This is a genomic window from Treponema parvum (assembly GCF_017893945.1).
In the GTDB taxonomy this organism is placed as follows: Bacteria; Spirochaetota; Spirochaetia; order Treponematales; family Treponemataceae; genus Treponema_D; species Treponema_D parvum_A.
In genome coordinates this window covers 1,007,286-1,028,784 of the sequence record NZ_CP054257.1, presented here as the reverse complement: position 1 = coordinate 1,028,784, position 21,499 = coordinate 1,007,286, and the positions used below count along the sequence as shown (strand labels likewise).

Annotated in this window: 15 protein-coding genes; 4 read left to right on the top strand and 11 right to left on the bottom strand. The window is 47.9% G+C overall.

Annotated elements, in window-relative coordinates:
• Positions 1-243: 243 nt before the first annotated feature.
• From gpmA to HRI96_RS04610, 5 genes are all read right to left on the bottom strand, one after another.
• The gene (gene gpmA, locus HRI96_RS04630; protein WP_210118349.1) at positions 244-990 is read right to left on the bottom strand and encodes a 2,3-diphosphoglycerate-dependent phosphoglycerate mutase; all 747 of its coding nucleotides are present in this window, start codon (positions 988-990) and stop codon (positions 244-246) included.
• A gap of 101 nt (positions 991-1,091) precedes the next feature.
• Positions 1,092-1,877, bottom strand: a complete 786-nt coding sequence (locus HRI96_RS04625) for a class I SAM-dependent methyltransferase (RefSeq protein WP_210118348.1) — start codon at positions 1,875-1,877, stop codon at positions 1,092-1,094.
• Between the two features lie 48 nt (positions 1,878-1,925).
• Complete coding sequence (locus tag HRI96_RS04620; RefSeq protein WP_210118347.1) at positions 1,926-2,579, bottom strand: cupin domain-containing protein; 654 nt, start codon at positions 2,577-2,579, stop codon at positions 1,926-1,928.
• A gap of 236 nt (positions 2,580-2,815) precedes the next feature.
• Entirely contained in the window at positions 2,816-3,661 is an 846-nt protein-coding gene (locus HRI96_RS04615) for a Rossmann-like domain-containing protein (protein ID WP_210118346.1), read from the bottom strand.
• A 267-nt stretch (positions 3,662-3,928) separates the two neighbouring features.
• The gene (locus tag HRI96_RS04610) at positions 3,929-4,591 is read right to left on the bottom strand and encodes a Crp/Fnr family transcriptional regulator (protein ID WP_210118345.1); all 663 of its coding nucleotides are present in this window, start codon (positions 4,589-4,591) and stop codon (positions 3,929-3,931) included.
• An 84-nt stretch (positions 4,592-4,675) separates the two neighbouring features.
• On the opposite strand from HRI96_RS04610, the gene HRI96_RS04605 reads away from it, so the two are divergent.
• From HRI96_RS04605 to HRI96_RS04595, 3 genes are read left to right on the top strand one after another with little or no spacing between them, the layout of a single operon-like run.
• Positions 4,676-5,653 (top strand): ABC transporter substrate-binding protein, encoded by a 978-nt coding sequence (locus tag HRI96_RS04605; RefSeq protein ID WP_256729299.1) that lies wholly within the window; start codon positions 4,676-4,678, stop codon positions 5,651-5,653.
• Positions 5,628-6,362 carry an ABC transporter permease gene (locus HRI96_RS04600; RefSeq protein WP_210118344.1) on the top strand — a complete coding sequence of 245 codons (735 nt, stop codon included), beginning with the start codon at positions 5,628-5,630 and terminating at the stop codon, positions 6,360-6,362. Before HRI96_RS04605 ends, HRI96_RS04600 begins: the two co-directional genes overlap by 26 nt.
• Before the next feature lie 2 nt (positions 6,363-6,364).
• The gene (locus HRI96_RS04595) at positions 6,365-7,045 is read left to right on the top strand and encodes an ABC transporter ATP-binding protein (protein ID WP_210118343.1); all 681 of its coding nucleotides are present in this window, start codon (positions 6,365-6,367) and stop codon (positions 7,043-7,045) included.
• A gap of 87 nt (positions 7,046-7,132) precedes the next feature.
• Here the strand turns inward: HRI96_RS04595 and HRI96_RS04590 are convergent, their stop codons facing one another.
• Positions 7,133-8,509, bottom strand: coding sequence for a sodium-dependent transporter (locus HRI96_RS04590; protein WP_210118342.1), 1,377 nt, complete (start codon positions 8,507-8,509; stop codon positions 7,133-7,135).
• A gap of 73 nt (positions 8,510-8,582) precedes the next feature.
• On the bottom strand, positions 8,583-9,368 hold the full coding sequence (locus tag HRI96_RS04585) for a protein-ADP-ribose hydrolase (RefSeq protein WP_210118341.1): 786 nt from the start codon (positions 9,366-9,368) through the stop codon (positions 8,583-8,585).
• A 247-nt stretch (positions 9,369-9,615) separates the two neighbouring features.
• Between HRI96_RS04585 and HRI96_RS04580 the strand changes: the two genes are divergently transcribed.
• Entirely contained in the window at positions 9,616-11,139 is a 1,524-nt protein-coding gene (locus HRI96_RS04580) for an FGGY-family carbohydrate kinase (RefSeq protein ID WP_210118340.1), read from the top strand.
• Positions 11,140-11,263: 124 nt separating this feature from the next.
• On the opposite strand, the gene HRI96_RS04575 is transcribed toward HRI96_RS04580, so the two are convergent.
• The 4 genes from HRI96_RS04575 to HRI96_RS04560 form a co-directional block, all read right to left on the bottom strand.
• Positions 11,264-13,819: a transglycosylase domain-containing protein gene (locus HRI96_RS04575; RefSeq protein ID WP_210118339.1), complete on the bottom strand. Its 2,556-nt coding sequence runs from the start codon at positions 13,817-13,819 to the stop codon at positions 11,264-11,266.
• On the bottom strand, positions 13,819-19,824 hold the full coding sequence (locus HRI96_RS04570; RefSeq protein ID WP_210118338.1) for an alpha-2-macroglobulin family protein: 6,006 nt from the start codon (positions 19,822-19,824) through the stop codon (positions 13,819-13,821). Before HRI96_RS04570 ends, HRI96_RS04575 begins: the two co-directional genes overlap by 1 nt.
• Positions 19,825-20,249: 425 nt before the next feature.
• Entirely contained in the window at positions 20,250-20,546 is a 297-nt protein-coding gene (locus HRI96_RS04565) for a BrnA antitoxin family protein (RefSeq protein ID WP_256729297.1), read from the bottom strand.
• A gap of 78 nt (positions 20,547-20,624) precedes the next feature.
• Complete coding sequence (locus HRI96_RS04560) at positions 20,625-21,497, bottom strand: dihydrodipicolinate synthase family protein (protein WP_210118337.1); 873 nt, start codon at positions 21,495-21,497, stop codon at positions 20,625-20,627.
• Positions 21,498-21,499: the final 2 nt, after the last annotated feature.

The window sequence follows — 21,499 nt, the reverse complement described above, 5'->3', positions numbered from 1 at the left end:
CGGGATATAAAAGCCGTTGCTACTTCTTGTTAGCATTATACAACCTAAAAGAAAAATCTTCCACTCCCCTGTTCACACTTCTTGTCCGCTGTTCCTGTTATTGCGCGCGAAATTCCGTGCAAAAAAAAACAAGCCCGCCGGTAGACGGGGGCTTATATTAAGAGATTATACCAAAGAAGACGGAGCTGCTTCAAAAGTCAACTACTTTTTAGGCAGCCTCATTACCAAATATCAAAATCAAATTTATTTCTTTTTGCCCTGGTTGGCGACGGCTTCCATCTTTGCCTTGAGAGCTTCCTGATCGCCTAAATAGTATTTTTTTGCTACTTTAAAGTTATCGTCAAATTCGTATACCAAGGGGGCGCCTGTAGGAATATTGACATTTATAATTTCATCTTTGTTCAAACCGTCAAAATATTTTACGAGAGCGCGCAATGAATTTCCGTGTGCCGCAATGATTACGCGTTTACCGGCCTTCATGTCTTTTTTGATCACGTCTTCAAAATAAGGAACGACGCGTTCTATCGTCGTTTCAAGGCTTTCGTTTGCGGGAAGAAGGGATTGATCCACGTCCCTGTACATGGCCTGCTTTTTGGCGGAACGCTCGTCGTTGTCTTCGAGAGCGGGCGGCTTTATATCGAATGCGCGGCGCCAGATTTTTACCTGCTCTTCACCGTACTTGGCCGCAACTTCGGATTTATTGAGTCCCTGCAAAGAACCGTAATGGCGCTCGTTAAGTTTCCATGTTTTAACGACAGGAAGCCAGTTTCTATCCATCTCGTCGAGTATATGATTAAGAGTATGGATCGCCCGCTTTAAATACGACGTGTAGCAAACGTCGAAATCATATCCTTCCGCTTTCAAAAGCTTTCCTGCGGCCTTTGCCTCTTCATGTCCCTTTTCGCTTAAATCCACATCCGTCCAACCGGTAAAAAGATTTAATTTATTCCATTCGCTTTCACCGTGACGTACCAAAACCAGCTTTGTCATTGTTTTTCTCCGTGTTATAAAATCGATTAATGCTAACTATTTGATTTAAAAAAGTCAATCGTCTGCCGTGTATCTGACTGCCGTGTATCGGTAAAGAAAGACTACGCGCCCGGCGGCGTCATGACGTTCGCCGGTTTTACGCACGCATTGCAAACATAGCCCAAAGTATCTTTATTCTTGTTGAAAAACAAAAACATCCTGCCGAATGCGGATCTGTTCTCTTTTTTTATTGCATTTCTTATTATGCGCAAAGTCTGCAAAAAGCCTTCGTCGTGCAGCATCCCCGACGGGCTTAACAATGTCATTTTTCCGTATTTTTGTGTAACGTCAAATCCGTTTGAACGGAATTTCTCTTTCCAGCCGTCAAGATCAAGGGGTTCGACGCTCACATTTATCGTCTTGCTCAGCCCGGAGCGAAGATACTTTTGCAGCGACGGATCTTTTACAGTAAAGACCACATCTTGTGTCAAAAGCATTCCGCCGGGGCGCAATATGCGAAAATATTCTTTGAGAGCCTTATCTTTATTTTTATCAGAGAGCATGGTAAGCATTGCCTCGTTTATGATAAGGTCGAAGCTTCCGTCCTTAAACGGCAAAGCCTGTGCGTCGCCGTAGACTGCGGAAAGTTTATTCTGAAGGCCGTTTTTTTTGATGTTTTCAGCCGCTTTTGCAAGAACGGCTTTATCAATATCGACGCCTGTAACGCTGCAGTTAAACCTCTTACTCAGACGGATCATCGTCCTGCCCGTGTTACACGCAACTTCAAGAATTTCAGTATCCGCCCGTATATCCGCCCGATCGATAAGCCATTCGGTAGCTGCCGTTCCGCCGGGGCGCAATACGGTTTTGCCCAGCCGCGCTAAAAATACATGACCCGCTTCTATCATAAAACACTCCGCCCGCGCTCGTAAACCGACGTAAACCGATTCGAATTTTTAACCGCGGATAAGCAGCAGCGCCATTTTGAATTTGCCTGAGGCCTTTACATAATGGCTTCCGTTTTTATCGAATTTAAAGTTTTCTCCTTCGTGAATGCGGTATTCTTTTCCGCCGGAACCGATTATACCTTCGCCTTCGAGCCCGAACACGATAGCGTCGCCCGGAGCGGAATGTTCGGGAAGACCGGTTCCTTCGTCAAAGGACATGATCACAAATTTAGCCTTTTGATCGTCAACAAGATCCATGTTCACAACCTTCCCTTCTTTATAGGGAAGAAGATCCTTCAGTTTAAAAATTTCTGCGCTTTTTAAAATACTGTTCATAGCACACTCCTTAAAAAATATTATTTCAGAATACACGCATCCTTTTTCAGTCTTTATTCCTACCGGTATATTTTGCGGTACGACAAAAATGTCTCCTTTTTTTAGGCCTTGACCGTCGTCCGAAAGATATAGGACTTTTGCGCCGCCTTCTTCGATCTTCCAAATTTTAGGATAGCCGTAGCTTTCAGGGCTTATGTTCGTCATAGCCGCAAGAGAAAACACCGTCATACAGCAGGAACTTCCCTGCAAGACGGTTTCCGATACGGTGCAGCCTTCCACGATCTCGTTATCTCTGGCTATAGAAAATACTTGTCCGCTGTGCAGCATGTTTCCTCCTAAAATTAAAATTCAAAATTAAGAACGCCCTGTAGGGCGGCTTTTTGCAGTTTTCTATGACTGCGAGTTTGCAAAGCAAACTCGTTCAGGTCTGCTTGCTGACCGACGCTTTCCGGGGTTCCGCTAACACTCCATTGGCGGCAAGCCGCCAACGCTAACGCGCCCCTGTAATCCCTGCCGCGGCCGCACACGGATGTGCGACTTTACAAGTAATCTCGACATTCAGGTTAATTAAACTTTTTTTCAAGCTCATATATATTCATATAATCAAATTCTTTATACGACTGATCCGGGCCAAGCGCCGCTTTAAGATATTTTTCCTTATCGGCCAGCGAAGTGCTGAAAATATAGTTAAAACCGATATCGAACAGATAATCGGGACAAAGTTCACAGCTTGGGCCATAAATTCCTATTATACTTGCGTTTTTGCAAGCTTTTAGCAATTTCACATACGAATCGTTTACAATCGTGCTGCCCGTCATTATTACGATATCAAGTTCCGCCAAAAGATCCGCAAATTCTACGGCGTTGCGTCCCAAGTGCCACAAAATGCCGTCCGGATAACAGCGTAAGCCGTCTTTGCACCTGTAGCTTAAAATTTGCTCCGGCGGACGCAAGTCAAATACGTGAAATTCTCCGCATCTATTTAAAAAGCGGCTGATATAAACGCCGAATCCTATCAGTCCTATCTTTTTGCCCTCCGTAGGATAATTAAAATTAAGCCCTTCCGTCCTGAAAATTCCGCGGCGCGCCAAAAGCTTTACATTGTTTAAAGGCTTGCTCATAAGGCAGCTTAAACTCACGATCAGGTTCCTTAGGCGAACATCGTTTTCTTCAAGCAATCGTTCAATGCATAAGTCTACGGGCTTTCCGTAAAGGTTTTTTGCAGTTTTTTCGTATAGTTCCAAGTCAAGGGCGGGCACGGCACGAAGCGCAAGGCTCATATTGCCTGACATATCCGCCGTCATAATCCAGCGGAACCCTACGATAAGTTCGTCAAAGACCGGCACGTCCAATGCAAATCTCTTATAGCAGCTCCGATTTATATCAAGTATTCTTTTTAAATCATCCATAAAGTTTCGCACTCCCTGCTAAGATTTTGGTGCGCGAGCCCTGCAACGAACGCATAAGCGCGAAATTTCGAGCACCGCACACGTATATCCGTTTTCTTACGCAAAATGCGCGTAAGTTAGCCGTAATTAACTAATATCAGATTTAACGAAGAGAATCCGTTGCCTGTGCAACAAACGGCGCGTTTTTAGCGATTTTTAACAATTTTCGGCGATTTGCAGCGATTTGACTATGATAAGCTGCATAAACTCCGGCTGCAAACTGAAATTTTACAATAAAGTTATTTTTTTTCCTTCAAGCTTAATGATCTTTTCTTTGTCCATGCGCCCCAATTCCCTTGAAACGGCGCTCCGGTCCGCGCAGAGAAATTGGGCAAGTTTTTCACGCGTAAAGGGAATCACAAACGGATTTTTATTCAGCGCTTGGCTTGTAACGTTAAGATAAAATAAAATTTTACTGCGCAACGAAGTTTGAATGAGCAGCTGTATTTTCATATTAAGCTGTTGGGCGTCGAGCGCCATTTCCTTTAAAATATTTTCCAAAACGATAACTCTATAAGGGCAGCTGCAGCGCTCGTATTGTTGGCCGCCCGGCATGCGGATAAAAAGCACCTTTGTTTTTCCAACGCTTACGATTCTAAGAAAACGGTTGGGCTCCCGCAGATAGCACAGAGCGGCGCCGAACAATTCCCCCTTACCGACCTGCTTTAAAAGCACGATCTTGCCGTCTATTCCCACATGCTCTATGTTTACTTCCCCGCTTACAAGGATTCCCATGTACGAAACCGTATCGTCAAAATTGTACACTTCCTGTCCGTCCTCAAAAGACTTATAAAAACCGCGCAAACATGAAACAGCTTTATCAATATCTTGAACGGGAATTCCTTTAAATATTGCAGTATGAGATAAAAACAAATTGTAAATATTCAGCATTTTCGGCCCATGTTGTTGCAACGGCAACAGAACACATCGTTAGCTTATGCTAACTTTAGATTGATGTCAATAATCAGGAGGATTATGATGAAAAAAATACTTTTACTGGCAATCACGCTTTTTATCGCGTTGGATTTTGCAGGATTTTCAGCGTCTGAAAATAAAAACGGCGGCGCAAAGACGACTATTCGCGTAGGCATTCCAAAGGCGCCTCCGGCTCTGCCGATTCTTCGCATGATAGATTCTCAAGCGATGGGAAAGGACGTAGACATAAATTTTACGATCTGGGACGCGCCTGAAAAACTTATCGCGATGGTGCAAAGCAGCGACTTCGACATGTTCGCCTTTCCGTTGACGGTAGTGGCTAAGCTGTATAACAGAGGCGTTCCCGTAACGCTCACGAACGTAAACACGTGGGGAGTAACATATTTTATGACGACGGATCCGAATTTTAAAAACTGGTCCGATCTGAAAAACAAAACCGTATACGTTCCTCTGCAATCTTCTCCGCCGGACGTCATTACACAGTTTTTTATGAAAAAAGCGGGACTCACTCCCAAAAAAGACGTTACGATTATTTACGCTTCCATAGCGGAAGTCGGCCAGATGATGGCGGCAGGAAAGGCGCAGTATATCACTATGATCGAACCGCAGGTAACTTCCGTCCTTATGCAAAATAAAAACGCGCGGGTCGCATTTTCTTTTGAAGATGAATGGAAGAAATTTACCGACAACAACACTATAATTCCTAACGCGGGTTTCGGCGCCAAAACAAAATTCGTAAAAGAAAATCCGGAGCTCACAAAGCGGTTCGAACAGGAATACGAAAAGGCTCTGAATTGGGTGCTCGCGAATCCCGACAAAGCGGCGTCTCTTGCGGAAGAAAAGCTTGGTCTAAAGGCGCCCGTAGTGCAAAAAGCAATTCCGCGCATGGGACTTATGTATAAAAACGCGTATGACGCAAAAGCCGACCTCAAGCAGTTTTGGCAGCTCCTAGTCGATTTTGATCCTACGACAATAGGCGGCAAGGTTCCAGATGAAACTCTCCTCTATAAGAAATAGAATTATAGCCGCGCTTTTCATGTTTTTCGTGTGGTGGGTACTCTCGTTGGCGTACCCGCCGCTGATAATACCGGATATTTCTCAGGTTGCCGAAAAAATTGTGCAAATTGTTTCCGATAAAGACACCGTAAAAGAAGCCGGCAGGACTCTCATCCGGCTTTTAGCGGGGCTGTTTTTCGGTATGGCGGCCGGCGGCATCGCCGGTTACGTATGCGGCGTATGCAAAACATGCAGGGAATTATTTAAACCGGTGCTGGGCGTTTTGCAGGTTGTGCCGCCGGTCGCGCTCTTGGTGCTTGCCATAATATGGTTCGGTTTTAACGGCAAGCCCGCCGTTGTCATCGCTGCGGTTTCCGTATTCCCGATCACGGCCATTACGGTGCAGGAAGCCATTCTTCACATCGACCGAAAACTTATCGAAATGGGCAAGGTGTTCAAATATACTAAAAAACAGCAACTTTTTCTGATCACGTGGCCGTCCATAAAACCGCGCTTTTATTCCGGCTTGAGGATCGCATTGGGAACGGCTTCAAAAACCGTCGTCATGGGAGAAGTTCTAACCACTTCCACAGGCATCGGAGGGCAGATCGTTACCGCAAGGCTTAATATCGAACCTGAAACCATAATAGCGTGGACGGTAATTTCCGTGTGCATGTATTATCTTCTTGACGCAGCGGTCAATCTTTTATTTCCTTCAAGGAGAACTTAAAAATGGTTTCAGTCGTAAACATAAAAAAAACATACAACAGCAAAACCGTCATCGAAGATCTTTCTCTTTCAGTAAACGCCGGAGACTTGGCGGTTATAGTAGGCCCGTCAGGCTGCGGAAAATCGACGCTTTTGAACATAATCGCGGGTCTTGATCAAAATTATGAAGGAAATCTGCAAACCTCAGGCCAAAAGATCGGATACGTTTTTCAGGAAGACCGTATACTGCCGTGGCTTACGGTATTTCAGAACATAAAATCCGTAAATCCTTCGGGAGAAGACGCCCTAGTTCAGCATTTTATAGATGCGGCAGGTCTTACCGGTTTTGAAAAATACTATCCCGACGAACTGAGCGGAGGCATGCGGCAGCGATGTTCCATCGCGCGGGCGCTGTATTACGGAAGCGACATTCTTCTTATGGACGAACCGTTTAAATCGCTCGACTATGTGATAAGGCAAAAAATGATTTCGGATCTCCTTAAAATACACAAAGAAGAAAAAAACACGATATTGTTCGTCACTCACGACATTGAAGAAGCTCTCGCCGTTGCCGACACTGTCTTCGTATTAAGAAAAGACCCGTGCCGGCTGGCGGACACGATAAACATGAAAACAAAATCGCCGTGGTCTGCCGAAAAAAAACAGCAATTAAAAGAGAAAATTCTAAAACTTATCGCAGCTTAAAGATGCACGATAGTGCATACGTTAATTAGCGATGTTTGCGCAGCAAACTCGGAATTAAAAGACGTCGCGCTCATTTGGCGGCGTCTTTTAAATGTTCCCAAACGTATCTTTTATTCCTATGACGAAAATACATATTATTATGATCGGAAGAACATAGGCCATGTAAGGACGCAGCCACTTCGGCATCTTAATTCCTTCGCCCGTATTCGCTTCGTCAATAAAATTTTTCCATCCCCATCCGCCCTTGTACACACAAAACAGTAAATAAATCAATGACCCCAAAGGCAAAACTATATTGCTTACCAAAAAGTCTTCAAAGTCCAGAACGGAAGAATTTCCTCCGAGCGGATGAAGACCTGAAAGCACGTTAAATCCCAGCGCGCACGGAAGAGAAAGTACGGTTAAAATAGCGATATTTACAAACGAAACTTTTTTTCTGGAACATCCCGTAAGATCCATACAGCAGGAAATTATGTTTTCGAACACCGCGATAACGGTGGAAAATGCCGCAAACGCCATAAAGATAAAAAACAAGCTGCCCCAAAAACGCCCTAAAGGCATGTGGTTGAAAATATTGGGCAGCGTTATAAAAACAAGATTCGGGCCGCTGTCCGCCTTTACACCGAAAGAGTAGCATGCGGGAAAGATCACAAGGCCTGCAAAAACCGCCACAAAGGTATCGAGAGCCGCAACGCGGACGGATTCGCCGAAAAGGGTGTATTTTTTATCCACATAGCTTCCGAAGATCGCCATCGCGCCGATGCCCAAGCTCAAAGTAAAAAAAGACTGATTCATCGCTGCGACGATCGTTGCCCCTATTCCAACCTGATACATGCGTTTAAAATCGGGAAGAAGATAAAATTTCAATCCTTCAAGGCCGCCGGGCAAAAGTATGCTGTTTACGGCAAGAGCTACGATTAAAATTATGAGAGCAGACATCATGACTTTTGTAACCTTTTCTATGCCGCTGCGTAATCCCATGGAACATATCAAAAAACCTGCCACAACAACTACGACCATCCACAAAACCATTACGGACGGCTGTCCGAGCATGCTTCCGAAAGCATTTGCAACCTGCTCCACGTCTTCGCCTTTAAAACTTCCCGTCGCAGTGAGATAAAAATAATGCAGCATCCAGCCGGTAACTGTCGTATAAAACATCATGAGAAGGTAATTGCCCGCCATCGCAAAATATCCCTGCAAATGCCATTTTTGCCCCGGACGCTGCAAAACCTTTGTGCCTAAAAGAGGACTTTTGCGGCTGGCTCGGCCTACGGAAAATTCCATTGTCATAAGCGGGATTCCCATGATCACAAGAAAAAACAAATAAACCAAAACAAAGGCGCCGCCGCCGTACAATCCCGTTATGTACGGAAACTTCCATACGTTACCGATTCCTACGGCGCATCCCGCAGAAAGCAAAATAAAACCCAGCCGGGAACCTAAAGTCTCTCTTTCTTTCATAAAACATCTCCAAAACTATTATCACGTTTACCGCAAGAACGGCAAGTAATGCAAAAGTAACAAGCGCCGCAGATTATAAAATTTTTTCGGATAAAATTTTCCTGTAAAGAATTTCATCCTGTTCTGAAAACACGTTGAATATGACTTTTATGCCGCTTTTTGAGGCTGCCTTATAAGAATTTACCGTTTCTACGGCGATCTTTGCCGCGCTTTCTTTAGGAAAATGAAACACTCCCGTAGAAATGCAGCAAAAAGCGATGCTTAAAACTTTGTTTTCTTCCGCAACTTTTAAGCAAGACGAATAGCAGGAAGATAGCATCTTTTTATCATTTTGGGTGGGCGTTCCGCGGATAATTGGGCCGACCGTGTGGATCACGTATTTGCTCGGAAGATTAAAGGCCGGAGTGATCTTTGCCTGCCCCGTAGGTTCTTCATGTCCCTGCTTTTTCATCATGTCGCCGCAATAAAGACGCAGCTGCATCCCGGCAAACGTGTGAATACAGTTATCGATGCAAAGGTGGCAAGGAACATAGCAGCCCGTCATTCCGCTGTTCGCCGCATTTACTATGGCGTCGCATTGCAGCAAAGTAATATCGCCTCGCCATACGTAAATATCCTTTTGAATAGGATCGAGATCCTGAAGCTTTACCACATTTTTATGTGAAAGTTCTTCGGCAAGATATTCGTCTTGAACTTTAAGAACGTCGCGTTCAAGCGGCACTGCTTCCCGCACATTCATGAGCGAGCGCAATAGTTTTTTTTGTCCCTCTTCATCGGAAGGAATTTGCACATCGCTGTAATCTTTATTTTCATAAATCAATTTATTTATTAAAAATAACCGGCGTTTATTTTGATCCATAACAGATCTAAGTATACGATTATTGAGGATGAGTGTCGAGTTTTCAAAAGCGAAATTTCACGGAAATCACACAATATAAAGCTGAATACCGAGTTCTTCATTGCTTGAATCCGCAAGCAAATATTTTGTGCTGGAAGAATTAAAAGCGGAGCGTTTTACAATAACCTCAAAGCTGTGTCCGCAAGTAATGCAGTCTCTATCATTTTATTGAAAAAACATTTACAATTATCCAACGGAGCGTTTTACAATGAAATATTTTTTAGGAATTGACAACGGCGGAACGAGCACGAAGGCTGCGGTTTACGATGAAAACGGCAGAGAACTGTCTGTAGCGGAAACTTCCACAAATCTTATTGTTCCAAAGGTAGGTTTTGCAGAACGCGATATGGAAGAAATGTGGCAGGCTAATTGCACCGTAATTAAAAAGAGCATAGATAAGGCGAAAATAGATCCCTGCGACATCGCCTGTATCGCGTGTTCCGGACACGGCAAGGGCGTTTACCTTTGGGGAAAAAATGGAAAACCTTCGTACCCGGGAATATGTTCGATAGATAACAGAGCATGGGAATATCCTAAAAAATGGGCAAAGGACGGAACTGAAAAAAAAGTATTTGAAATTTCAAAACAGCACATACTTGCGTGTCAGCCCGTGTCGTTATTGGCATGGCTGAAAGACCACGAACCGAATGTAATACCCCAAACCCAATACATATTCAGCTGCAAAGACTACGTCCGCTTCAGATTGACAGATCAGGCTTTTAATGAAAAAACGGACGCGTCCGGAGCAAATTTCGTTAATTTAGATACGGGGGAATACGACAAGGAACTTTTAAGCTTATTCGGAATTGAAGAATGTTACGATAAACTTCCCGCTTTAAAAAATTCGGCGGACATATGCGGTAGAGTGACAAAAAAAGCCGCAGAGGAAACAGGTCTTAAAGAAGGAACCGCAGTAGCAGGCGGCGCCTTTGACATAGATGCGTGCGCGCTCGCACTGAAGGTTTTTGACGACAAATGCTGCTGTATGATCGCAGGTACGTGGAGCATAAACGAATACGTTTCTTCATTTCCCATATTAACGGGCGAAATTTTGATGAATTCATTCTTTTGTATACCCGGAAAATTTCTTGTAGAGGAATGCAGTCCTACGAGCGCCGGAAATTTGGAATGGTTCATACAAAATCTTATGCCGGAGCTGAAAAACGAATGTAAAAAAAATCAAAGCAGCATATACGAGTTTATTGAAAATTCCATACGTTCCCTTCCAAGCGATGAAAACTGTCCTGTTTTTTTGCCGTTTTTGCTTGGAAGCAACGTCCATCCTCTGGCCTCAAGCTGTTTTATAGGGATGAGCAAATACCACACGAGAGCTCATCTTTTAAAAGCGGTATTCGAGGGCATAGTGTTCTCGCACAGATACCACTTTGAAAAATTACAAAGATCGGCAAAAAAAACTTTCGATCTCATCCGGCTTGCGGGAGGAGCAAATAATTCGGTCGCATGGACGCAGATTTTTGCGGATAATATGAAAATTCCTATTGAAGTTATGGATGTGAACGAAACGGGCACTTTAGGCTGCGCCGTAATAGGAGCCGCGGCGACAGGCACGTACTCGTCGCTCTCTCAGGCTGCACAAAACATGAGCCGCGTGAAGCGTGTAGTAACTCCGAATAAAGACAATTATTCATATTATGACAAAAAATATTCGCTGTATAAAAAATGCATAAGCGCTCTTGAGCCGGTATGGGAAGAATTCGGTAAAGACGCATAAGGATGGCCGGTAAGGCATGACAATCCGTTTGACGGGTGGTTATGATTTCCCAAATTATCGGCTTGAAAAATCGCTAAAGGCGAGCTTTTAGAGATGTCCAATAGGAGCACAAGTTCTCTAATCCCTACTCTACCGTAAAAAAGACGGTTTGCTCTTCGCTTTCGCACACGGCACGCACGCGGTGTTTTCCTTTACCCGCGCTAAGATTTATAAAAAACGGGCGTTCCAAGACCGCATACTCCGCACCGTCCAAAAACACGCGCACCGTATCGCCGTGCCCGCCGTTTATTTCAAGCGGAACGACGGCAATGTTTTTATACGCACTGTCGTAGAGGAAACGGCTACCCGACACGGGGCGGACTATAGCAAGCGGAGCACCGCCGGCATTGACGGCACCGTAGCGTTCGGCCGATAAAAACCAGTTTCGATATTCCTCCGGATACACGGTTTTTAACCTTCCGTTTTCTTTTGTATGCCAGGTGCAGCGAAGCTTTTTTTTATCTTCGGCGGTAAGAGAATCGGGAAGATATTCCCGTATCGTGTTCGGGCAATCGGGAGAAGCGATCATGCCCGAAAGCGCGCACACGGTTCCCCGGTGCCAGTGTTCCGGCTCGGCAAAAGCGCGGGCCGGAAGAATTTTACCGTTCCCGTCCGCAGCGGCGTGCAATCGGGTGAGCACTTCCTTTGCGATGTACGCGGGAATCGAGCTGCCCGTTTTACCGATAACGGTTTCGCCGGAAAAGTTTCCGAGCCACACGCCGACGGTGTACGCCGAACTTGCGCACAGGGCGATAAGGCTTTGATATTGATTTGCCGTTCCCGTTTTAAATATCGAAGGGAAGTCCGTTTTAAATACGGATGAAAAGCCGAAACCTTTAACGCGCGCTTCGCTGTCGGATAAAATCGAGCAGATAATGCGCGCGCTGTCCGGAGAGTATACGCGCGAGGGCAAAAAGTCATCAGCAAAAAAAACGTCGTTTACCGAAGCGGGCGGCGGCTCGGTCGATCGGAGCGAAGCACCGTTTGCGGCAGTTGAGCTTGTTCCCGTGCCGTCGGACTGCAAATCGGCCGATCGGAGCGAAGCACCGGCATAAGCGGATTTTTCGAGCAAACGGAGCGGAATAACCGTTCCGTCGCGCGGAAAAACGCTGAACGCCCTGACCAATTCATACAGGGATACGGGTGCGCTTCCGAGTGCGAGGGCAAGTCCCGCGTCGAGTCCCTTTGTGCGTATCGAATCGAAGTGCAGTTTGTCGAGCGTGTCGGCATAAGCGGCTTCGCCGATCGAATCCAAAAGGCTTACGGCCGGCACGTTCAAACTGGACGCGAGGGCGGTACGAAAGCGGACGGGGCCGTTGTAGCGGTTGTTGAAGTTGCGCGGAATGTACACTTCATCGGAGCCGAAACGCAGCGGGATGTCGGGGAGCACGTCGGAGGGCTTATAGCCTTTGTCCAGCGCGAGCGCATATAAAAAAGGTTTTGAACTTGAACCGCTTTGGTTCATCGCCGTAACGCCGTCAAGCTGCCCCTGATGATCGCGGTCGAAATATGAGTTGGAACCGACCCACACGATAATGTTCCCCGTTTCGTTTTCGATTGCGAACACCGCGCCGTTGTATACGCGCGCATGAGAGTTGTGTTCAAGTTCGTTTGCCAAAAGGTTTTCCGCTTGAAAAGAAAAAAGCGCATCCGCGGTCAAGTGCCATTCGGCGGGAAGGGGCAGTTCCGCCCGCGCGTACCGCTTTTTTACAAAGTCCACACAGTGTGGTAAATAAAACGGATATTCGGCGCGCTTTGCTTTTTCGGCAACGCACACAAAGTGTTCAAGCGGCGCGGAATCGATTGATGCGCCGTTACCGGAATCGGCGGCATCTGCACCGAGCGTGTCGGAGGGCAAGTTCATGTCGGTTTTAGGCGAGCGCCCGTTTCCGCCGCCAGCTGCAAAATAGCCGCCGGCGGCCGGACCGGGGAGCGAACGGTACAGCTCGTAAGCGCGCTCGGCGCAAACGTGCGGGTGCTCCAGCGGATTGTTGCCCGAAGGGCGGCGCGGTATAACGGCAAGGCAGCACAGCTGTTCGGCGCTCAATTCTTCAAGCGGAGAAGCAAAAAAAGTTTTCGCTGCCGACGTAATGCCTTCGGTTTGAAAGCCGAACGGCAGCGTATTCAAATAGAGTTCGAGTATTTCGTTTTTGCTTAAGCGCCGCTCTATGCGCAGCGCGTTCCGCGCTTCGTTCAGCTTTGCCGCAAAATTGCGCTTTTTCGCCGGAACGACGAGGCGGGCAAGCTGCATCGTAACGGTCGATGCGCCGCTCACTCTTTGACCGCTTTGTATATTTTGCAGCGCCGCGCGTACAACGGCCGAAAAGTCGACTCCACAGTGCGAAAAAAAACGCTTGTCTTCCGCCGCCAAAAAAATATCGACGGCTTGATGCGGCATAGCCGAAAGCGGAGTAAACTCGCGGCGCACGCCGTTTTCGAGGGCGAGCACTTGCACCAAGGTGCCGCGCCTGTCATAAACACGGGTACTCCAATCCCGCTTTTTGAACGCGTCGAGTTTAGGGAACGGCAGCACAAAGAGGTCAAGCACGGCAAACAAAACCAGAGCGCCGGCGGCACACAAACCTGCCGTACACAGGCCGGCGTCCCGAATGTTTTTTTGTATCTTCGAAACGTCTTTCATTATTTTATCACAAACAAGTATCCGTCGGTGCGGCCGAATATTTCGTTTTCATACATACATTCGGCGGTAAGCGGCGGACAGGGGTACACTCCTTTTCTGACCGCACGGAATTTAAAACGCACCGCGTCGCTTCCCTTTGCCCAATCGTTCCAAAAATACTGCACTTCGTTGTCGTAAATGCGCTGACTGCTCATCGCTCTGCCGTAAAACCAGCTATACCAATCGTCTTCATCGTCGTCCTCCTCGTCTTCAGCGCGGTTGCTTCCGGTAAGAGAAGCGGTCGTAACAAAGGCGGCATCGATAATTTCGGCGCCGGATGGCACCGGAGCGCGCAGGGCGACAAAGGTGCGGTCGCGTCCCGACGACAATTTGATTTCCATTTCGTAGGTTTTGCCGCTTTCAAGTTCGATAAGTGAAGAAGAAGCCGAAGACGGTTTTACGATTTTATCGGTTTGAGCATCGCGGATAACATACGAAACGCCCAAGCCCTCGTCGCGCGACGTTTGCATTTCCTGCGGAATGGCGTACTTGAGCGAGGTCGTATAATACAGCGGGTTTGAGCCTTTTTTTGTAAACGTAAGCGGAAGCAGCGTATCGCGCTTTAAGGTACTCAACGGCTCTTCGTCAAAATCGGCGGTAAACGTAAGCGCTTGCGCTCCCGCGCCTTTAAAGCTTCCGGAAACCAATTCCTTTCCGTCCACCGATGCCGAAGCGCTCATATTCAAATTATCGAGCTTGGACGTTTTAATGACCGTGTATACCGAATCAAGCACAAAGGTGGTAACTGCCGTGCTCTTCCAGTAGCCGGCTTTTTGGCGCTGCAAAAGCGTGTACAAAAGCTTGGTAATCATGTCATCGTCGGCGTTGAGCAGCGTAAACAGTTTTACCGTCAGCGCGTAATCCATGGATTTGTCGTTCGCATACCAATACCAATACCGCGATTCGTCGGGAGAAGTTATGTCGACGCCGCGCGTATCGGGACGCAGATAGCGCCGTATAACCTGAGCGTATTGCTGCGCTTTTTCCCTGTCGCCGGCGGAATTGCGCTCGAGGCACGCCAAGCCGGCCAAGGCCGAAACCGAAATATCGGTGTCCTTGTCGGCTGTTCCCGGCAGCCAGGAAGCCGGAAAACTTCTTCCGTTGAGCGCGAGCACATAGCACGCGTATGCGCGAAGATACCCGCTTGAGGGTGTTCCGTCTTTATACAGCGAAGAAGCAATAAACGACGCAAGTCTTTCCGTATTGAGCGCGATATCCGCGCTGCCGTAACCGCGCTCCTTTGCCAAAGCGCACAGATGGGCGATACGCAAGCTCACGTAAAAGCTCGACCTCGTGCCTTCCGGCCAATACGGGAAGCCGCCGTCGTCAAGCTGGATTTGCTTCCACGAAGCGAAGGTTTCCTTTACGGTTTTTTTTACGTCGGGAACTTCGGTTTTCAGGCCGAAGGTGCCGATGTAGTCGCCGAAAACGACCAGAGGCAATAAGCGCGCACTCTGCTGTTCCATACAGCCGTACGGATAATTGAACACGTAGTTGACCGCCGACGAAAGCGTCGCCAATCGACTTGCATCCAGCGTAACCGACAAAGAGCCGGCGTTCAAGTCGGCAAAGGACGGAAGAGCTACCGCCTCCGAAGTCGAAGAAGCGGAACGCTCGACGGTTCCCGTCGACGTAAAGGTTTCGAACACAAAGGGGTGCTCGATAACAAGCGGCTGCACGAGCCTCTCTTTTAAGATATCCGACGATACCGAAAACACGACTTCGACTTCACCCGCTTTTTGTGCGGCAAGATCGAAATACACGGTCGCCTGAGCGCCGCTTTCTACTTTAACCGTTTTTTGCGCACTGCCGTCGAAAAAGGCTTTGCCCGGTTTTTTGCCGCCGTTTGCCGGATCGGCATTTTGTACAGAGCGCACTTCGGCTTTTACCGTTATGCTGTGAGAGCGCGAATCGAGGTTCGAAATCAGCACGCCGCATTCGGCCGTGTCGCGCTCGCGTAAGCGCCGCGGTTTTACGGCAAGCACGTTTACGGGATTTTGAACGAGCATTTCGTCTTCCTGCAAAGCAAGTAAATCGTCGTGAACGCCGAAGGCCGTAATGCGGTAGGTTGTAAGCGTATCGGGCAAGGTGAATTCGGCGCGGGCCTGACCGTTTTTGTCGGTTTTTAAAACCGGTATAAAGACGGCGGTCGGGTCGAATTTTTTGCGTTCCTGCTCTTTTTCTTCATCGGAAGCGTCGCCGCCTTTCAGGTTCTTTATCTCATAGGTTACCGGATCCATAAGCAGCGAGCGCGAATCTCCGCCTTTTACGCACAGCGGGAAATTATACTCGTTGTAAAAAAAGTCTACGGGATTCGGAACATGGTAATTGATTAAATCCAGTACGCCGCGGTCTACCGCCATAAGGGTCAGTTCGGCGTCGGCAAGGGGTTTGCCGCCCTTTGTCGCATTCAGCACGATAACGGCTTTTTCGCCGGGGCGGTATGACGGTTTGTCGGCGGCAACATCGATCGAAAAAGCCTTTACGCGCGGGTTCACGAACACGGCGGTTGAACCGAAAAAGCCCTTGGGCTTGTCCATGTCGGCTTCGCCGTATTGATGGGTCGGCTTTCCCGAACGCACGGAATACGAACACACGCTCACGTATACAACCGGTACGTAATTGAGCGCAATCGGAATTTCCAGCACCGCGGTGCTTTCTTCAAAGCGGCGCACTTGTTCGGTGAATATTCCTTCGCGTTCGACGGTGATAAGATAGTTGCCGGCGGGAAGCGGGCTTTCGAGCAGAATGCGCGCCGTATCGCCGGGGTTGTACTGCGATTGGTCGGGAGTGAGGCGCAGCGAAGATTCGAAATCGCGGTTCCAAAATACGGCGCCCGAACCGGTTACGAAAAAGGAATATTCGGTTTTTGCGGTTTTACCGTTTCTGTCGGTTCCGCTCAGCACGAGCGTATAATAGCCGGCGTTTTTAGGCGTAACTTTTACCGAACCTTTAAGCGAAGGTTTTACGGACACCGTATATTCAGTGACGCTTTCTTTTTCGTAGCTCGCGTATACACTGCCGGCCGAACCGTACTGCTGCACCAAATGCCAATCGTCGCGTATAAGTTCGGCGGACAAATTGCCTTTTACAAAATCCAAAGAAGCAAGCGCCTTTCCGTCGGCCGAAGCGAGCATAAGCGGAAAATTCAGTTCCTGCCCTTTTTTCGCGAAGCCCGCAATACCGTCGGGTTTGGCAACTCCGATGTAAAAAGATGCGGGATGAACCGTTACCGCGCCACGCGCCGCAATAAGCTGATTGCTTACATCGGTTACGGACGCCTCTGCAAAATAGCGGTACGGAGAACCGACAATGCCTTCTTCGGCGGTCGTATACGAAATGCGCGCGCTGCCGTCTGCGGAAAGCCGTCCTTCAAACGAAGAAAGCTGTTCCATTGAGCGCTCGATTTCGCGCGGGCCGAACGTATAATTTTTGAGCGCCGGGTCGTCGCTTGTAAAATCGCAGCCTTGGCGCACCCAGCCGCCCGTGTACGTCGCTTCGGCCAAAGAGCTGCCGGACAAATACGACGCTTTAACCGAACCGCTTATCGTGTCGCCGGCAACGAGGGTCGCATCACTCAAAGCGACTTCGGCTTGGAATTTTACGCGTTCAAAATACGCAATCGTAATATTGATTCTGCGGCTTTCGCGCTTCGATCCGGGGCGTTCATAGATAAGCACGTATTGCCCGGGCTTTACGTTTTCGGGAAGTGCGACCGAACCCCAAAAACCGCCCGATTCGGAACAAGTGCCGCTCAAGTGCGCAACTTCTTCGGCATCGCCCCACACGTTTTCTTTTAATGTTACCGTATAATCGCCGGTATAGGGAGTGAACGAGCCGAGTCTTTGCGTGCGGTCGATGCCGCGGAACGTAATCGTTTCGCCGGGCCGGTACAAGCCGCGGTCGGAAAACATAAACGTACGCTGAAAAGCCTGCACGCCGGTATCAATATCGTCAACCGAAGAAACCGAACGCCATTCGCGGTGCGTATTCGGATAAAACACCGCGCGATCGCCTGCTTTTTCAACATAGACGGCTTCTCTGTTCCCGTTGAAAAACGCCGCGCTTGAAGAGCCGAAGCGCAAAACGGCAAGTCCGTTTTTATCCGTCGTGCCCGAACCGAGCGCGGTCGCCGCCGCAGTGTTTACGGAACTCTCGCCGTTATACATGTATACGTTTGCGCCTTCAACGGGATTGCCGGTCGCAAGGCTTGTTACGAGCACGACCGCCTTATTTATTCCGTAACGGACCGTAACGCCCAAATCGGTTACCTGAATGGTCGTGCAGTTTTCCTGCGTATAGAATTTGCCCTTGTCCCAATAGGACGGAACGGTCATTTCCGCATCGAAGCGCACAAAGCCTTTGCCGTTATCCAACAGCGGATCCAAATCGATAACTTCAAACTGTCTTTGGTTGCGTATTTTTATGTTCGGTTCCGCCGCATTTTTATCGGAAATATATGCTTCCCACGACGTTATAGCGAGCGGGTTATCGGTTTTTACGACGCTGTAACGCGACGGTTCGTACAGGTTTTGATATTCGAACAAAAACTTATGCGGATAGGCGGCTTCAAGCATTTTCGTACCGCTGTCCAAAAACCTCACATAACTTGCCGCTTCTGGAACCCGAATCGAAACTGATTTCCCTGCTCTAAGTTTCCTGCCGTACACATCTTTTATACCGTCTTTAACGGTCAGCGTATATTTTGAATTAAAGCTGACGGGAAGGCCGTACACAATGACCGTACCGCCGTTTACTTCGATATTTTCTTTTGTTATAGGCATCGCAGGTTCGGTCGAAAGATTCGCCGAAACAGAGGACGCCTCGACATCGTGCGAAAAGCGCAGGTACACCGGATTTAAAAAGCGCCCTGCCGAACGCTCGACATCGATATCCTCCAGCTGGAAGGGCAAAAGCGTGTGGTAGCGGACGCTAAGTTTATCGACATAAATATACACGTCGGTGTCGAAAGGAATGTTTCCCTTTACCGTGACAAGCAGCGATTTGTCGTCTTTTTGGCTTATCGTGCAGGGTAAAACGCTTCCGTCAACTTCGGCGCGGATGCGGCTTGCAAAATCCTGCGCTTTAACCGGATAATTGAACACGAGCAGCACTTCGTTTGCCGCTTCGGGCACAACGTCGTCAGTGTCGATCCACATGCCGGTTTTTTTTGCAAACGAATAGCCGACGTTAAAACCGGTAATACGTAATTCTTCGCTTTTGATTTTAAAAACGCGCTCGCCGGTAATCGGCTTACCGCTCAGAGATTTTACCGTATCGGGAACGGTAATCGTATATTCCTGCAAGGGGTTTATGTTTTCGCTCGCTTCAAACGCCAAGTGCCGCGAACCGTACCAGCGGAACACGCCTTCGACCGCAGGCTCAACTCTCATATACTCCGACTTTGAGGACGGTTCTTCGAGCGCGCTTATCGCCTTTACGGGAAGCGAAAACACTACGTAAAAAGACGGCTGGCGGATTGTCGCAGGCAGCTCTTTTTGAGGCCCCCAATCGGCGACGGTTAAATCGCCCTTTTCTTCAGCTGCGGGAAGGACATATCCTGAAACACCCGCCGGAATGCTCAGAGCGCTTTGAGCGGGCCGCGTTGTCGTATATGCGGTTTTATATTCTTTTAAGGGGCGCACGGTCGAAGAGGTTGTGCCGGAAGCCCCTCCCCTCGCCGCCGATGAAGAGACGCCGGAAGCGCTCTTTTTGCCGGCGGCCGCGGACTGGCCGCCCACATTCCGCTTTTTTGCCGGCCGATCGGGTTCCGGTTCGGTCTTTTCATACACGGGAATAAACGCCTGTTCAAAATCGGGAATATAGGCAAAATCGCCGCCGTCTTCATCCGATCGCGTCTGTTCGCTTTGCCTTGCTTCGGCATTATTTTTCGAACAGCCTGCAGCAAAAAAAAGCACAAAAACCAACATCGCCGCCGAAAGCGGCACAAGCATATTTTTTTTCACGGAAATACCTCTGAAAGCCAACCTCGCCGTATACGCGGGCACAGCTCCGCAAATGCGAACCGGCCTCGCCCCAAAACAACAGCGCCGACAGCCGGCAAGGCTGCGCCGCACGCGGGCATGCCTCACTGAAAACGCGCGTTTTATCAGACAGTATAATATGACGAATTTACGCTGAACGCAAGCGGAGAAATAAAGCTTTCACTTGCAGGAACGGGATCGGAAAACGGACGTGATGGAAAAATCCGCAGCGATGTTCCGAATTTGACGGTACCGACGGAAAGATTTACAGCGACGTTTAGAATACTATAAGGAGTTGCCGTCAATTCTCCTTTTGTAGCATTCCGGGCGGCATAACGCTGCTTATGAATCTATCGTATATATATACGAAAAAATGCCCCTACCATTGGATTATCGATCCTAATACCTTATCCAAAAACGACTTTTCGCAAAATAGCATTTATGCGCAGTTGGTACTCTTGAGATTCAACGTGTAATGCTTCTATGATATCTCTATCAATGCCGACCTGTACGGTGTTGCTCTTTTCATTGAACCATTCGGGATGAAGCATACGCGCCGGTTTTAAATTTTTCAGTTGTAAATCGGTCAGTTTTCGGCAGTCAGAAAAGTCGGTGTTTTGAAAGTTTTCAATTTCATTTAACCGTTCTTCCTCAAGCGGCGGAAGGCTTTTAACTTCTTCCAAGGTCATTGTTTTTATGGCCATTTATCTCCCCCGCTGTTGCTTTCCTTGCAGAAATAATATGTGTTATCCGCTTCGCCGATCAATGACAAAGATAAATGATTATTCTATCAAATTCTCTTCCAATGTTCTGTCGATGAGAGACTTGGCTGCTTCCGACAGTTTCCCGAACGGTTTTCTTGCAATTCCGACATCGATGCCCTGCTTACATACGACATACTTCACTGCAGGGATTAGTCCCACCTTGCAGAAGACTTCCATAATATTATTCGCCTTGTGCTGCATTGCGCGTGCCTCGGCAATTCGTCCTTCATTGAAGGCATTGTATATCTTAAGATAGTGGGGGAGCATGCAGTTGAATGTGCTGCCGATAGACCCCTGTGAACCTAATGCAAGTCCGGCTACCATTGTTTCATCAAAGCCGTTCAGAACCCAAAGCTTAGGATTCAGTTCCAGAAATCTTTCCAGCTGGGATACTACCTGATTAGTGTGCTTCACGCCTTCAATTGCATCGGAGCTGAAAAGCTCTCTGTAGATCGGATTGTTCAAATCAAATTCCTTCTTTGTGTTTCCCGGGAAGTTGTACACAATCACAGGCATATCTACAGCTTTAGAAATGTCGTAGTAATATCGGGCAATCTCGCCGGGGGTAAAGCCGTAGTACAGCGGAGGGGTGGTCGCTATATGCCGATATCCCATTCTCTTTGCGTTGCATGCAAAGTCGATTGCCTCTTTTGTGCCGATCGCTCCGCAATGAGCGATAAGGTCGGTTCTGTTCTTAAAGGATGATGCACATTCAAAGGTTTCCAGCCTCTCTTCATGGCTAAGGAGAAAGCATTCTGCGCTTGAACCTCCGATAAAAAATCCGGCGGCTCCTTCTGCAAGGTTTCTTTCCATCAAGGCGATAAGAGCTTTCGGATTGAAATTGTCATTCCGGTCAAACGGAGTAAGAGAGGCTACATAGATTCCGTTCATGG